This is a genomic window from Hyalangium versicolor (assembly GCF_020103695.1).
Classification (GTDB): Bacteria; Myxococcota; Myxococcia; order Myxococcales; family Myxococcaceae; genus Hyalangium; species Hyalangium versicolor.
In genome coordinates, this window is record NZ_JAHXBF010000003.1 from 95,170 (window position 1) to 110,680 (window position 15,511).

Here is a 15,511-nt window from a genome sequence, read left to right on the forward strand (position 1 = left end):
TGTGCGGGTTCTTCTCCTGGGCTCCGGGGGCCGCGAGCACGCGCTCGCATGGAAGCTGGCGCAGAGCCCGAAGTTGTCGGCGCTGCTGTGTGGCCCCGGCAACCCCGGCACGGTGAGGCTGGGGCGCAACGTTCCGCTGAAGGCCGACGCTCCTGACGCGGTGGCGCAGCTCGCGCGCCAGGAGAAGGTGGATCTGGTGGTGGTGGGGCCCGAGGCGCCGCTGGTGGCGGGCGTGGCGGATGCGCTCGCGGCGGCCGGGATCCCCTGCTTCGGTCCGGTGGCCGCGGCCGCGCGGCTGGAGGGCTCCAAGGCGTTCGCCAAGGAGATCATGGCCGAGGCGGGTGTGCCCACTGCGGACTTCCAGGTCTTCACGGACGTGGGGGCGGCGGAGGCCTACGCCGTGGCCAAGGGAAAGATCGTCGTCAAGGCGGACGGTCTGGCGGCGGGCAAGGGCGTCATCGTCGCGCCGGATGCCGAGGCGGCCCGGGCGGCGGTTCGCACCGTGGGCGCCATGGGCGCGGCGGGCCAGCAGATGGTGCTGGAGGAGCTGCTGGAAGGGGAGGAGGTCTCCGTCATCGCGCTGTGCGACGGCGAGCGGTACGCACTGCTGTCTCCCGCGCAGGATCACAAGCGGGTGGGCGAGGGTGACACAGGGCCCAACACTGGTGGCATGGGTGCGTACTGCCCGGCGCCGTTCCTTTCGGGCGAGGCGTTGGAGCAGGTGGGCGAGCGTGTCATCGCTCCGGTGCTGGCGGTGATGCGGCGGCGGGGGACTCCCTTCAAGGGGGCGCTCTACGCGGGACTGATGCTGACCCGGAGCGGACCCAAGGTGCTCGAGTTCAACGCACGGTTGGGGGATCCCGAGACGCAGGTGCTGATGCTTCAGCTCGGAGAGGATCTGCTGCCGTTGCTGGAGGACTGCGCGCACGGGCGGCTGCGACAGCGCGCGCTGGTGCAGGCTCCGGGAGCATCCGTGGGCGTGGTGCTGGCAGCGGAGGGCTATCCGGACACGCCGCGGCGAGGCCAGCGGATCGACGGCGTGGACAGCGTGCCCGCGGGTGTCACGGTCTTCATGGCCGGAGTGGAATCGAAGGACGGGGCGCTCGTCACGGCGGGAGGCCGTGTGCTGACGGTGTGCGCGCGCGGAGAGGACCTGGCTCGGGCGCGTGAGCAGGCCTATGCCGCCATCTCGGGTATCCGCTTCGAGGGCATGCACTTCCGCCGGGACATCGGCGCGCGAGGGCTGCGCGCTTCGCCGTGAAGCTGCTCGCGCGCTACCTGCTGAAGGAGCTGATCGTTCCCCTGGTGGTATGGGTGGCGTTTCTGTTCCTGCTGCTCTTCGTGATGCAGTTCCTGCGTGGCACCGAGGTGCTGCTGGGCTCGGCGGTGACGCTCGGGGATGTCGGGCGGCTCATCCTTTATCTGGCGCCGCACTTCCTGGTGATGGCGTTGCCCATCGCGTTCCTGCTGGCCATCCTGCTCGGGCTCGGGCGGCTGAACGAGGATCGGGAGATCACCGCGCTCCAGGCGCTGGGGGTCAGTCCCACGCAGTTGCTCGCGGGCCCGCTCGTCATCGGCGCGGCGTTGGGTGGGCTCATGCTCCTGCTGTCCTTCACGGGCGAGCCGTGGGGACTCTCCGCGGTGCGGGATCTGGTCAACGAGGTCATCAAGAAGAACGTCGCCGGCGACGTGAAGTCCGGCGTCTTCTACGAGGACCTGAGCGATCTGACGCTCTATGCGGAGCGCGTGTCCCGCGAGGGAGAGCAGTGGACCCATGTGTTGCTGCATGACGATCGCGAGCCCTCCTCGCCGCTGCTGGTGCTGGCCCAGACGGGGCGGATGAGCACCAGCGGCAACGAGGATGCGCTGCGGCTGGTGCTGCGCGATGGCGAGGTGCATCGTGCCAACCGCACGACCACGGATTACAGCTTGCTGCGCTTCGAGCAGGGAGAGATCTCCGTGGGGCTGGGCGGGTCGATCAACCGCAAGAACCGGTTCCGTTCTCCCAAGGAGGAGATGACGCCCGGCGAGCTGCTTCAGGTGGCGGAGGAGGCCGAGAAGAGCGGAGGAGATCCGCGCCCGTTCCTCATGTCGCTGCACAGCCGGCTGGGCAACGCGGTGGCACCGCTGTCCTTCGCTCTGCTGGGTACGCCCCTGGCGCTCGGGAGGCGGCAATCGGGGAGGGCGTGGGGCTACCTGCTGACGTTGGGCGGCTATGTGCTCTTCTATCTGCTGAGCCGTGGGTTCGAGACCCTGGGCAACCAGGGAAAGATGCCTGTGCTGCTGGCTGGCCAGCTGGCCAACGTCATCTTCATCGCGCTGGGCGTGTTCGCGATGTGGCGAGTGAGCCGCTCGGGGACGGCGCGGTGACGAAGACGCTCTTCTTCTACGTGGTGCGCAGCTACCTGCGCTCCGTGGTGGGGATCCTCGCCGCCGTGCTGACGGTCTTCCTCGTGGTGGACTTCGTGGACAGGTCTCGGGCCTACACGGGCGAGGGATGGGTCTGGGACGTGATGCGCCTGTACGCCAACAAGGCGCTCGTGGCGACGCAGCAACTGGGCCCGGCGGCGCTGCTGCTGGCCGCGGGCGCCACGGTCTCCACGTTCCGCAAGCGGGGCGAGGTGACGGCGCTGCGTGCGCTGACCTTCGGGCCTGCGTCCCTCTATGTGCCCATTGGATTGTGCGCGCTGTCCCTGTGTCTGGGGCTCATCGCCTTCGATGAGACGGTGGTGGTGAAGGCCGGCCGGCGGGTGGACGAGATCACCACCCAGCGCTTCAACCGGTGGGGCGACTGGCGCCTCTATTACACCCCCAAGCAGTGGTTCCGGCGCGGCGAGCACGTCTTCTTCCTTCGGGCTGGCAGTGCGGAGGAGGGCTTCCGGGACGTGGCCATCCTGACGCTCACGCCTGATTTCAAGCTCTCGCGCCGGGTGGATGCCGAGGCCATGTATCCGCTGGAGGGGACCCGGTGGAAGCTCACCGGCGTGGTGGAGCGCTCGTTCTCTCCGGATGGTCGCACGCAGGTTCGCTCGTTGGCGGAGACCGAGTACGATCTGGGAGTGCCCTCGCACTCGTTCCGAATTCGCCCAGGGCGGCCCGAGCAGATGCGCTCGGATGAGCTGCGGGAACAGATCGTTGCGCGCGCGGAGGTGGGGCTGGCCTCTCGTCAGTATGAGCTGGCGCTGCACAACCGCTTCGCCTACCCCGTGGCGGGCTTCCCCGCGGCGCTATTGGCGGTGGGGCTGGCGCTGCGGCCGAATCGCCGGGGCCACCTGACGGCGGCCATCGTGGAAGGGTTGCTCATCACCGTGGCGATGTGGGGCCTGATGGTGGTGTGCCGCACGTTGGTGATGACGGAGCGGTTGGCGCCCTCCATAGCAGCCTGGCTGCCGACGATCGTGTTGAGCCTGGCGGCGGGGTTTCTCTGGCTGCGGCGCGAGGGGTTGTTGTACCTGCCTCGGCGACGGGAGTTGGCGAGCCCGGCTCGATAGTCGGTTGACTTCTGCGAGGCAGGGTCACGTTGGCGCACACCTCGAGCAAGGTGGTGTCGGCTGGACAGAAGGCCCTCGCTCTGGAAGAGGGAGGCCGTGCGTCGCGCCGTCACCATCGTCCTGGCTGTGTGGGCTGTCGGGCTCGTCCTGGCGGAGGGGCTGCAGCAACTCTGCGCGGGAGTGGCCGTGCTGTTGGCGCTCGTCCTGGCCGGACGCAGGGAATTGCGCCTGGAGCCGGATGTGCGGGCCTACGTGCGAGCCACCCTGGCGCTGGCGCTGTGGCAGCTCGTCTCCCCGGCCGTGGCCCTTGTGACGGGAGCGGCGGAGCGGTGGCCACGGGGGGCTCGCTATGGGCAGGTGCTCGACACGGTGGCGGCGGCGGCCGTGGCGACGATCGGAACGGTCGGAGTGCCGTGGCTGCTGATCGGAGGCCTGGTAGCGGGGGGCTGGCTGGTTGCCTCGGCGCTGGGGTTGTTCCAGCACTTCGTCCTCTGGAATTGGGAACCTCCGGCCTTCCTCAAACTGAACCTGTCTCGGCTGCAGGAGAACTTCGGCACGGAGCAGGAGCCCCGCTACGCTGCGGGAGGCTTCCTCTTCCACCGGCTGCGCTTCTCTCATGGTGCGATCGCGATCCTTGGACCGGCGCTGGCCGTGCTGGCGCGGGGCAGGGTGGCGTGGCGTCGGGGGCTGGCCGGGGTGGTGGTGTGCGCGCTGTTGCTCGCGCCCTACGCGGCCTTTGCTCGAGCCGCGCTGCTGGCCGGGTTCGCCGTGTGTGTGCTGGCGCTGTTGCTGTTGAGTCGAGGCACGGCTCGGAAGGCGGGGCTGGTGGTCGCGGCGGCCCTGGCGGTGATGGTGGCGGTGACGCCCGCATGGCGCGAGCGCATGGGCAAGGCGGCGGAGAACCTCTTTGGAGGAGAGCGGACCCTCGCCATGTCCGTGGGCTGGCGGCTCGTGAAGGCGCACCCGCTGGTGGGGGTGGGCTTCGGCAACCACAAGCCTGCCGCGCTGGCGACGCAGTCCGAGACGGGCATCACGGATCTGCTCGCCACGGATGCGCACAACCTGTGGCTCACGACCTGGGCCGAGACGGGCCTCATCGGCCTGGTGTTGCTGGCCGCCGTCCACGTGCTACTCGCCCGAGCGTTGATCCGCAGGCACCGCGCGGGCTCCCTCGCGGCCACGGGCGCGCTGCTCTCCTTCTGCGGGTTCCACATCCTCTCGTTGGTGCACTACCTGCCGTTCCATCCCAGCGTGCATCTGTCCTTCGCCTTCGTCTGGGGGCTGGGCCTGTGCCAGGGCAGCGAGGTCCTCGGTCTCCCTCGCGGTGAGGAACGCAGCACTCCCGGCGGACCGTGACAGTGTTTCACCTGGAAGCTGCGGATTTCTCCAGCACCCGCCGGTAGACGGCGAGCGTGCGCGTGGCACAGGCATCCCACGTGTATCGCGAAGCCCGCTCGCGGCCGTTCTCCACCAGACCCTTGCGCAGCCGGTCATCCCTCAAGAGACGCTGCACAGCATCGGTCCATGCTTGCGGATCATCCGGCGGCAGCAGGATGGCCGACTCGCCGGTGACCTCCGGTAGCGCTGACACGTTCGAAGCGAGCACCGGGCACCCCGCCGCCATCGCCTCGAGCGCGGGAAGCCCGAAGCCCTCATAGCGCGAGGGCAACAGCAGTGCCTGCGCCGCGCCATAGAAGCGGGGCATCTCCTCCTCCGGCAGTTCTGACAGCTCCACCGTGGAATCGGGGAACCCGAGTTCCTTGGCCGCTCCCTTGCCCGCCAGCAGGACGATGGGGACCGAGAGCTTCGGTGCGACCTTCGCCAGCAGCCCCAGGTTCTTGTGCGCCTTGGTGTTGCCGACCGCCGCGAGATAGCGCTCCGGGAGGCCACGTCGTTGGCGGAAGTCCTGCGCCTCGGAGGGAGTCGAAGGCTGGTAGCGCTCGTCCACGCCGGGAGCGATGACCTGGATCCGGTACGGCGTCAGGCCCAGATGCGTGGCCAGCTCGTCGCGAGAGAACTCCGACACGGTCAGCAGCGCCGAGGCTCGCTTGGCTCGCGGACCGACGATGAGCCGGTAGTAGAGCGTGTGGACCGGGCTGTAGTTCTCCGGCAGCGCCAGGTGGTTGGCATCGTGGAGCGTGGCCACCAGCCGCCCGCCCCACAGCCCCGGCAACGAGAACGAGGTGGCGTGGAAGAGATCCGGGGAGATCTCCAGCAGATCCGCCAGCAGCGTGGGCTGTTCCAGCACAGGGGACAGGAAGCCCGCGCGGGCCCGTCTCAACGGAATGGAAGGCGTGAGCGCGCCCAGATCCGAGGGCAGCCCTTCGGGAGCCGTGAGGCCCAGGAAGCTCAGGTCTGGCGCGAGCGCTGGCAGCCGCCGCGCCAGCTCCAGGGCGTAGCGCGCGATGCCGTGCATTCGGCCTCGGACCATGCGCAGGTCGATGAGGATGCTTGCCACGGTTCACGGCGTAGCACACGCAGCGCCAGGGCGGGGAAGGGCTCGCAAAAACCCTCGGAAATACACGTTCGGGAAGATCGGCGGCGGCCCTCGTTCAAGGAGCAACACCGGGATTTTCCCTGGGAGGGCGATTCGCCCTCGCACGAAGGGAGACCCCGGTTGCAGTCGGTGGCGAGGCTGGCCGCCTGAGGAACAGCGTCAGGGCAGGGCGCTCAGGGGATGCGCTTGAGGGTGAAGCGGGAGTTCACCTTCGTGCCGCCCGCGCCCCCGCTCATGCCGCCCATTGCCATCTCGGAGGCCAGGGTGCCGCTGAGGTTCAGCAGCTTGCCCGCGGCCACGTCGAACCCTGCAGTGACGTCCAGGTCCGTCTTCACCCCGCCCATCGGCGCGTCGCCCGCGGCCATCGCATCCTGGGTCGGCGAGCTGCTGCCCATGTTCATGCCGCCCATGTTCATGCCACCCATGTTCATGCCGCCCATGTTCATGCCGCCCATCTGGGGGTTCTCGCCTTCGACGTCCGCGCCGCCGAGTGCCTCATCCTCGGAGGGAGACGGAGCCGCGGCGGCCTTCTTGCCCGGCTTGCGAGCGGCTCCGGTCTGCTCGGCAGGGGCGGAGGCCTCCACCTTGCTCCCATCCATCCAGGTCCGGAACTTCGCGACTTTACCCTCGAGCGCGGCCAGCTCCACGTGGATGGTGCCCATCGGCATGGTCACGTCCACGCGCTTGCCAGGATCCATATTGCCATCGGGGAGCACCATCATCTCGAAGATCTGCTTGGGGAGGACATCGACGCCCGGGTCCTCCTCTTTGATGGTCACCTTCTTGAGCGCGGGGGGGCGCTCGGTCGTCTTCATGGAGGCGGTGACCTTGCCCGTCTTCGGATCGACGGAGGCGACCAGATCGACCTGCTGATTCCCCAGGGTTGTGGAGGAAGAGACGCCGTTCGGTCCCACCTGCGTCTTGTGGACGCCGACGAACATCTGATCATCCCGCTGGTACACGGTGACCATCTGGAAGAACTTCGCGCGGCCCTTGCGATCGACCTCGGCCTTCACCACGCGCGCGGCCGGAGGGATCTGGCTGATGCTCGCGACCTTGTTTCCGCCCTGGAAGAAGTCCAGCTTCTCCACGGTGAGTTCGACGTCGGCCGTGCCGTCCTTCCGGACCGCGAGCACCTTCTCGGTGAAGGTCGTCTGGAGCTTCATCTGCATGCCGGCCGCGCCCATGGCTCCCATGCCTGGCATGCCAGGCATCCCCGGCATTCCGCCACCCATCGCCATGGTGAAGGTGGTGTCGTCCTCGTAGCTGAAGTGGTGCTTGTCGCCCTTCTTCCACTGGTAGTTGAGCTCCACCGCGAAGGCAGAGGTCGATACGAAGGATGCGAGACACGCGGCGAGGACACGAGACTTTCGAAACATCGAGGAGAACTCCGAGCGAGAGGTGAAGCGGTGTGGGGTGTGGTGGAGAGCGGCGTGAGGCGCAACGGCACGCTGCCCGCGCCACGCTAGCTCCATACGGCACGATCAGGTGTGTATTCATGTGCACTCGCCGTGAGGCAGTGGCGTGCCCGCTCCTGAGTGCTAGAAGGACCCCCGTGAAGGTCGCCCTCGTCCATGACTGGCTCGTCACCCTGCGCGGCGGAGAGCGCGTCCTCGAAGCCCTCTGCGAGCTGTTCCCCGACGCCGACGTCTACACCCTTATCCATCAGCCCGGGACGATGCCGCCCACCATCGAAAACCGGCGCATCTACACCTCGTTCCTCCAGCGGATCCCCGGCATCCACACTCGCTACCGGCACTTCCTCCCGCTCTTCCCTCGCGCCATCGAGTCCTTCCACCTCGAGGGCTATGATCTCGTGCTCTCCTCCAGCCACTGCGTGGCCAAGGGGATCCGCAAGCCTCCCGGTGCGAAGCACCTCGGGTACATCCACGCGCCCATGCGCTACATGTGGGATCTCTTCGATGACTACTTCGGGCCGGGACGCGCCTCGAGGCCCGTGCGCGCGGCCGCGCTCGCCGTGAGGCCGTGGCTCCAGCACTGGGATCGGAAGAGCTCCGCGGGCGTGGATCGCTTCCTCGCCAACAGCCGCAACATCGCCGCGAAGATCCATCGCTTCTGGGATCGTGACGCGGGTGTCGTCCACCCTCCCGTGGATCTCGAGCGCTTCTGCGCCGCCTCCCTCAATGGCACTGGCCGAGGCGGGTACTTCCTCTGGCTCGGAGCGTTCGCGCCATACAAGCGGCTCGACATCGCCCTGGAGGCCTTCCGCACCCTCGACAGGCCGCTGTGGGTCGTCGGCTCGGGGCAGGAGGCCTCGAAGCTCACCTCCGGCCCGCTCCCTCCGCACATCCGCTTCCTGGGCAATGTGCCGGACTCGGAAGTCCCCGCCCTCTACCGCGATGCCCGAGCGCTTCTCTTCACCGGCGAGGAGGACTTCGGCCTCACCCCCTTGGAAGCCCAGGCGACCGGCCGCCCCGTCATCGCCTACGCCAAGGGCGGAGTGCTGGAGACCGTCACCCCTCGCACCGGGCTCTTCTTCTCGGAGCAGACTCCCGCCGCACTCACTGCCGCGGTGCGCCAGTTCGATGCCTGGGAAGCCGACTTCCGCCCCGAGGAGGCTCGCGCCCAGGCCCGTCGCTTCTCCAAGGCCGCCTTCCAGCGCGGGATCATGGCCGAGGTGGAGGCGCTGCTCGGCTCGCCTGCTTCCTCACACGCCAGCCAGCTCTGACAGCCGTGCCAGGGGGCTCTCCGTTTTCCACTTGGGAAACGCAGCCTCCACATCGGGTGCCCTCCAGGGCAGGGGGGCAACCCGTTGGTTTCACGGGCCTTTCCGTGCTAGGAGGCCCCCGCGCTCCAGCTGTCTCGCAGAGGACACCTCCGCGAGAAAAGGTGCGAGAATTGCAACGGCGGAGCCGTTCGTCCGGCAGGCCACAGGAGTTCCGGCGTGTTCAGTCGTCTCCAGCGCTTCTACACGTCCATCAAGGTCGCCACCGACATCTTCATGCTCTCGGTGGCCTTCTTCCTCGCGTACGCCACGCGCTTCATCGGCCTCATCCCTGTCACCGATGGCATCCCTCCGCTGGATGAGACGCTGGCCTCCCTGGGGATGGCGCTCGTCATCTTCCCGCTGACCTTCCACCAGTCGAATCTCTACACCACCAACCGTTCGCGCACCCACATCGGCGAGCTGTTCGCCGTCTTCAAGGCCTCCATCACCGCCACGTTGATCCTCGTGGCGCTCACGTACTTCACCCGCGAGCGCTACTCGCGTCTCACGCTGGCGCTCTTCCTGGGCTATGCGCTGGTGCTCGTGTCGGTGACGCGGTTGGTGCTCCGGCTGGCGATGGCCGAGGTCCGCCGCCGAGGCTTCAACCTGAAGACCATCCTCGTCATCGGCGAGGGCGATCTCGGCCGGCGCGTCATCGAGACGGTGCGAGACCACCGCGAGCTGGGCTTCCGCGTGGTGGGCGTGCTGGCGCTGGATCTGGAGAACGCTCGCCGCAAGGTGCGCGGCGCTCCGGTGATCGGCCGGGTGGAGGACGTGGACCGTGTGTTGGACGAGCAGCCGGTGGATCAGGTCATCATCGCGCTGCCGCTCGAGCAGCAGGTCGTCGTCAAGCAGCTCATGGAGCAGCTGGCGCTGCGCACCGTGGACGTGAAGGTCGTCCCGGATCTCTACCAATACATCACCCTCTACGGCGGTCTGGAGGAGTTCGGCGGCCTGCCCATCATCAGCCTCCAGGGCGACCCCATGGATGGCTGGAGCCGCGTGGGCAAGCGCGTCTTCGACGTGCTCTTCTCGCTGGTGGCCATCGCGCTGACGGCGCCCATCATGCTGGTGACGGCGCTGATGGTGAAGCTCACCAGCAAGGGCCCCATCCTCTACGCGCAGGAGCGCATGGGGATGGACGGACGCACCTTCCACATCCTCAAGTTCCGCACCATGCGCATCGACGCGGAAGTGGCCGGCGCGAAGATGGCCAGCGCGGATGATCCGCGGCGCACGCCCATCGGCACCTTCCTGCGCAAGTACTCCATCGACGAGCTGCCCCAGTTCTTCAACGTGCTCGTGGGGGACATGAGCCTCGTGGGCCCGCGCCCCGAGCGCCCCGTCTTCATCGAGGAGTTCAAGCGGCAGATCCCGCGCTACCACCTGCGTCACAAGGTGAAGGCCGGCATCACCGGCTGGGCCCAGATCAACGGCCTGCGCGGACAGACGTCCATCCAGAAGCGCATCGAGTACGATCTCTACTACATCGAGAACTGGTCGCTCTTGATGGACCTGAAGATCCTGGTGCGCACCGCGCTCGGCGGCTTCCTCTCGAAGAACGCCTACTGAGCCGGAGTTCTGGATTTCCCCAGACACGGGCGCTTGCCTGCGTAGACAGGCCGTGAAGTCCAGCCCCTCTGGATGTTTCAGTCGCAGCTGAAGACATTCGCGCGCGAAGGAGGGCCGCTCATCGTCATGGAAGCCGTCTAGAATCGGCCTCCTCATGGCGGAAAAGCTCGGTGCTCTCCTGGTCCGCAAGGGCCTCATCAACGCCGCTCAGCTCGAAGACGCCCTCAAGGCCCAGATGATCTATGGCGGCCGGCTGGGGACGAACCTCGTCGAGCTGGATTACCTGGACCTCGAGACGCTGGGGGTCGTGCTCTCCGAGCAGACGCGCTACCCGCAGGCGACGATCGCCGAGTTCGAGGCCGTCACCGTGGCCACGCTCAGCATGATCCCCGCGGCCGTGGCTGAGAAGCACTATGTGTTCCCGCTCGCGCAGGATGGGCGCCGGCTGAAGGTGGCGATGGCCAGCCCCTCGGACATGGCGGCCGTGGATGAGCTGTCGTTCACCACGGGGCTGCGCATCGTCCCGTGTGTCGTGCCGGAGCTGCGGCTCTACCTGTACCTGGAGAAGCGCTACGGCATCGTCCGGCCGGAGCGCTACATCAAGCTGGATGGCGATGCCAAGCCTGGTGGCGGTGTAAGGCTCCCGGGAGGGACTGTCGTGGCTCAGGCGGCCGGGGCGCCGGCTCCACCTCCTGCGGCGCCTCCTCCCCAGAAGGCGGGCATGTTCGGGCTCTCTCCCGGTCAGTTCCTGAGTGACGATTCGCAGGCCAACCCGGACGACAACTCCCTGCCGATGCCTTCGCTGGACGACATGGTCGTCCCCTCCACACCGGCGGAAGAGGAGTCGCGCGATTCCATAGGCGGGCTCGAGCCGGGCCAGTACCTGAGCATGGATGATGACTCGCTGTCCGATCCGGGCTTCATGCCTTCGATGGGATATGGGGCTCCGAAGGCGGCGGCTCCTCCGGTGGCGGCTCCTCAACCCGCGGCTCCTCCGCCAGCGGCGATGCAGGGAAGGCCAGCGGGGGCACCCCAAGCGCCCCAAGGCACGGCGGCTCCGGCCGCGGCGGGTCGGCCTGCGGGCTCCACGTTGCCTCCTGCGGCCTGGGCGGCTGCGGCGAACACGAGCGCATCTCCGGCTGCGGTAGGGACTGCTCCTCCGCTGGAAGTGCCTGATTCGCTCATGCTGGATCTTCCGGGGATGGGGGGGGAACCCCAGGCGCCGTCGCCTCAGGGGCCTGCGACCCGACCGGGGATCCCGCAGCCTCAGGGCACTCCCATCGGTACGCCTGTCATCCCGGCTGCTCAGGCGGCGCCACGTCCTGCCTCGGGGACGCTTCCCGGGGTGGCGATGCAGCCCCCTCCAGGAACTCATCCTGCGGCTGCCGCGCATCCCCAGACCGGGGCGCATCCTGCTGCCGCAGCTGCGGCGCGTCCCGCGCATCCTCAGACCGGAGCGCATCCCGTTGGTGCGATGCATCCCCCTACCGGGGCGCACCCCGCGGCAGGCGCGCAGGTCGGTGCTGGAGTTCAGCCCGCAGCGCCTCCGCAATTGAGCGCCATGCCTGCCGCGAGTGCTCCCCATCCGGGGCAGATGCAGCGCCCCGGGCCCGCGACCCTGACGGGAGTGAACCCGGGAGGTCCTCCCGTGGTGCATGCTGCGCCTCAGTCGGCTCCGCCTCAGCGGCCTCCCACAGCGCCCATGCTGCAGCAGCCCCCTGCGGCAGCCATTCCTCAACAGCCTGTCGGTGCCGGTGGGCCCCAGCAGCTTCCAGCAGCGGCTCCGAGGCCGCCGACGCTGGCTCCTGCGCCAGGGCAACCCGTGCCAGGTGCCCTGCCGCCCGTGGCGCGTCCGCCAACGCAGGTTCCGGTTGCTCAGGCTCCGATTGCTCAAGCTCCGGTTGCTCAGGCGCCACAGCCTGCACGGCAGACCCTGGCAGGAGTGCCGCCAGGTCCGCCCCCGCATCCAGGAACCCCACACGCGCAAGGGGCGCCGCAGCAGGGACCGCCGGTGGTCCACCCCGCGCAGGCGCAGCATGGCGGGCAGCAACAGCCCACGAACCCGCTGGCCCCAATGGGGGCTCCTCCCAGACCCGCGGGCGCTCATCCGGGGACCCTGGCTCCGATGGGGGCTCCTCCGGCGCAAGCGGGCGCTCACCCTGCGCAGGCGCACCCTGCCGCGCAGCACGCTCCCGGCATGACGCATGCCCCAGTGCCGGCGGGCGCGCAGCAGATGCCACCGGCGGGTGGACAGCTCCAGCAGGCCCAGCAGGGGGCTCTTCGTCCGCAGATGCCTGGGGCTGCTCCTGCGCCTCAGCCTCCTGTCCCGGCAGCGGCTCCGGCGGCTGTTCCGGGGAGCCTGCCTCGGGCGCCGCAGGTTGCCGCGCAGCCGAGCCCGGGAGCGCCACCGAGGCCCCCGACGCTGCCTGCAATCCCGCCCCAGCCTGGGGCTGTGCCGCTTCCTCCTCCGCGTCAGACCTCTGCTGGGATACCGGTCATGCCGGTTCCTCCGGCCGCCCCAGCCAACCCAGCCGTGCAGGCCCCCGTGAGTCCGTCGGGTGCTCCCTCCGCGCAGGTTCCTTCCGGAGCCACTCGGCCGCCCATTCCTTTGCCAGCCCCGGGAGTCGCCGCACCCGCGCCGACCCAGGGTGTCGCGGCACCTGCCCTGGCTCCTGTCGCCCTGCCGTCACCCTTCGCACCTCAGCCGGGACCTCCGGCGCGTCCGGTGACCCAGAGCAGTGCCGGATTGCCTGTCGTGGGCGCTCCGCCGGCCGTGGCTCCCGCGCTGGGGCCTTCCGCGCCGTCCGTGCCGCTTCCTTCCGTGCCTCCTGTGCCGCTTCCCTCGGCACCGCCCGTGCTCGCTCAGGCGGCTCCTCCCTCGATGGCGACGCGCCCCCCGGTTGCCGCGCCTGGAGCAGCGGCCGCAGGGCAGCGGATGACGATCGCTCCCGTGCCGCAGGCGCCCGGGCAACCTCCGCCGTCGATTCCTCCGACCATCGCGCCCGCGGGAGTGCCGGTGCCGCGTGCGGGATCACTGACGCCCGCCGCGATGCCCGTTGTTCCAAGCGTTTCGCCTCCACCAGGCGCGTCGGTTCCGCACGCAGGCCCGGGGGCTGCACCCGCAGGGCAGCGGGCCATGCCTCCCGCTCCTCCTGTGCTCGGGGCCGTTGCCCCAGTCGCGGCGCCGCCCGTTCCTGTGGCGAAGCCTCCGCCCATGGAGGCCACGGCTGCTGAGCTGGCAGCCCGAGCAAGAGCTCGGGATAGCCAGGGGCTCTCGGCTCCGCTCGTGGTTCCCGTCGGGAGCACCCCGAGTCCCATCCCCATGGATCTCTCCCTGGAGGAGCCCAGCTCGCTGGACGTGCTGACTCCCGGCAAGGGGAAGGGGCTCGCTGTCGACGACATGTTCGGGCCCGCGACGGACTTCTCCGAGATCGAGGAGACAGGGGCCTCGGCCTCCGAGGTTCCGGTGCCTTGGGACATGCCGTCGTCGGCGGAGGAGTCCAAGCCGTCGCTCCGGTCCGCGAAAGCCCCGGTTCAGGAAGCAGAAGAGCTGGCAGGGGAGGAACTCGCAATCGAGCCGGCCGAAGAGGCCGTCGAGGAGCTGACGGAAGAGTCCACTGAAGCCTCCATGGAGATCCCGGAGCTGTCTGTGGAGGAAGTCTCTGCGGACGCTCCCGAGCTGTCTGTGGAGGAAGTCTCTGCGGACGCTCCGGAACTGTCGATTGCCGATGTGTCGGCAGATGCTCCCGAACTGTCCGTAGCGGACGTGTCGGCGGATGCTCCCGAGCTGTCTGTGGAGGAAGTCTCTGCGGACGCTCCGGAACTGTCTGTGGCGGAAGTCTCCGCGGATGCTCCCGAGCTGTCGATCGCAGAGGTCTCTGCGGACGCTCCGGAACTGTCTGTGGAGGAAGTTTCTGCGGATGCTCCGGAACTGTCTGTGGAGGAAGTCTCTGCGGATGCTCCGGAACTGTCTGTGGAGGAAGTCTCTGCGGACGCTCCGGAACTGTCGGTCGCAGAGGTATCTGCGGACGCCCCCGAGCTGTCGCTCGAGGACGTGTCCGCGGAAGCCTCGGAGCCGTCGGCCGAGGAGATTTCCGAGGAGGCGCTGCCCGGGCCCGCAGAGGAGATCTCCGCGGACGCGCCGCAGCTGGACGCCGAGGAGGTGGCGGAAGCCGCATTGCCCGGTCCCGCCCTGGCGGCGACTGCGGAAGCGCCGAGCCTTCCGAAGAAGCAGGCGGTGGCGGAGGACCAGGCTGGCGAGGTGGGCGAAGCCGTCACGGAAGCTCCGAAGCCTCCGGTGGACCTGGGCGAACTGCCTCCCGCACCCGAGGAGCCGATGCAGTTGGCGGCGACCTGGGAGTTCATGGGGATGGCCGAGTCGCAGGCGAGCGCTCCCGCGCTTCCGAGCGAGGAGCGAGCGCTGGAGCTGGACACCTCGGTTCCGCCGATGCCCGATTACACGGGCAGCCCGCACGACGAAGTGGCGCTGGCGCCGACGTGGGACTTCGTGCCGAAGTGGCAGCCGCAGGAGGATCCTCCGAAGGCCGAGGCAGGCGAATCCGCCCCACCGCTCACGGCCCATGCGCCCGCTCCCGCCGAGTCCTCCGCCGCGAGTGAGGACGTCACGGCCACGGGCAAGTTCGCCATCCCCAGCGCGCAGCCCGCGAAGACCGGCCAGTACGGAACGGTCAGCGCGGCGCCCAAGCCACCCGAGGATCACGGTCTCGAGAGCACGCCTGGCGCGAGGGCCAGTCTCTTCGGCGCCCTGAATGAGGAGCCACCCGCCCCCGCTGCGCAGGAGAGCACCAGCGCGGCGGTGACGACGACCCACAAGTACGGAATTGGCACGGGCGAGCCCGCGAGGACGGGGAAGTACGGGACAGTGAGCTCGGAGGTGACGTCGACCGGCAAGTACGGGATCGGACCGCCGGGGCCATCGAGCACAGGGACTGCGAAGACAGCGGCTCCCACGGTTCCGGCTGTAGCGCAGCAAGGGGAACTCGGAGAGGCAAGCTGGGATCAGCTGCTCTCCGCTGCCGAGCCGGAGCTGCCGGGGGCCGAGTCTGACGCCGCACTGCCGGAGTCCGATCCCTTCACGGAGTTCGCGGCCGAGGCCGCCCGGACCAAGGCAGCGCCAGTCCCCGCACCGGCGAGCCCAACAGGGACCCGGCCGCCGCGTCCGACGGGCCCACAGGGTTCGGGTTCACAGGACTGATCCACCAC

General features: G+C 68.9%; 9 protein-coding genes. 7 read left to right on the top strand and 2 right to left on the bottom strand.

Annotation, left to right across the window (positions count from 1 at the left end; genetic code table 11):
- Position 1: 1 nt before the first annotated feature.
- The 4 genes from purD to KY501_RS06840 all read left to right on the top strand — a co-directional run bounded on the left by purD (position 2) and on the right by KY501_RS06840 (position 4,847).
- Positions 2 to 1,261, top strand: coding sequence for a phosphoribosylamine--glycine ligase (gene purD / locus KY501_RS06825; protein ID WP_224361796.1), 1,260 nt, complete (start codon positions 2 to 4; stop codon positions 1,259 to 1,261).
- Entirely contained in the window at positions 1,258 to 2,370 is a 1,113-nt protein-coding gene (locus KY501_RS06830; RefSeq protein ID WP_224361797.1) for an LptF/LptG family permease, read from the top strand. The genes purD and KY501_RS06830 overlap by 4 nt, the downstream gene beginning before the upstream one ends.
- On the top strand, positions 2,367 to 3,491 hold the full coding sequence (locus tag KY501_RS06835) for an LptF/LptG family permease (protein WP_224362329.1): 1,125 nt from the start codon (positions 2,367 to 2,369) through the stop codon (positions 3,489 to 3,491). The genes KY501_RS06830 and KY501_RS06835 overlap by 4 nt, the downstream gene beginning before the upstream one ends.
- A gap of 96 nt (positions 3,492 to 3,587) precedes the next feature.
- Positions 3,588 to 4,847 (top strand): O-antigen ligase family protein, encoded by a 1,260-nt coding sequence (locus KY501_RS06840; RefSeq protein WP_309242949.1) that lies wholly within the window; start codon positions 3,588 to 3,590, stop codon positions 4,845 to 4,847.
- A 7-nt stretch (positions 4,848 to 4,854) separates the two neighbouring features.
- Here the strand turns inward: KY501_RS06840 and KY501_RS06845 are convergent, their stop codons facing one another.
- Positions 4,855 to 5,922, bottom strand: a complete 1,068-nt coding sequence (locus KY501_RS06845) for a glycosyltransferase family 4 protein (protein ID WP_224362331.1) — start codon at positions 5,920 to 5,922, stop codon at positions 4,855 to 4,857.
- A gap of 239 nt (positions 5,923 to 6,161) precedes the next feature.
- Positions 6,162 to 7,367: a hypothetical protein gene (locus KY501_RS06850; protein ID WP_224361799.1), complete on the bottom strand. Its 1,206-nt coding sequence runs from the start codon at positions 7,365 to 7,367 to the stop codon at positions 6,162 to 6,164.
- A gap of 176 nt (positions 7,368 to 7,543) precedes the next feature.
- On the opposite strand from KY501_RS06850, the gene KY501_RS06855 reads away from it, so the two are divergent.
- The 3 genes from KY501_RS06855 (at position 7,544) to KY501_RS06865 (ending at position 15,503) form a co-directional block, all read left to right on the top strand.
- Entirely contained in the window at positions 7,544 to 8,677 is a 1,134-nt protein-coding gene (locus KY501_RS06855) for a glycosyltransferase (RefSeq protein WP_224361801.1), read from the top strand.
- Between the two features lie 216 nt (positions 8,678 to 8,893).
- Positions 8,894 to 10,288 (top strand): undecaprenyl-phosphate glucose phosphotransferase, encoded by a 1,395-nt coding sequence (locus tag KY501_RS06860; RefSeq protein ID WP_224361803.1) that lies wholly within the window; start codon positions 8,894 to 8,896, stop codon positions 10,286 to 10,288.
- Between the two features lie 154 nt (positions 10,289 to 10,442).
- A complete protein-coding gene (locus KY501_RS06865; RefSeq protein ID WP_224361804.1) occupies positions 10,443 to 15,503 on the top strand; it encodes a GspE/PulE/PilB domain-containing protein in 5,061 nt (1,686 codons plus the stop codon).
- The last annotated feature ends 8 nt before the right edge of the window (positions 15,504 to 15,511 follow it).

Coding starts and splice junctions, on each gene's coding strand:
- KY501_RS06845 (WP_224362331.1), bottom strand. CDS start 5,922: ATGGTCCGAGGCCGAATGCACGGCATCGCGCGCTACGCCCTGGAGCTG.
- KY501_RS06850 (WP_224361799.1), bottom strand. CDS start 7,367: ATGTTTCGAAAGTCTCGTGTCCTCGCCGCGTGTCTCGCATCCTTCGTA.
- KY501_RS06865 (WP_224361804.1), top strand. CDS start 10,443: ATGGCGGAAAAGCTCGGTGCTCTCCTGGTCCGCAAGGGCCTCATCAAC.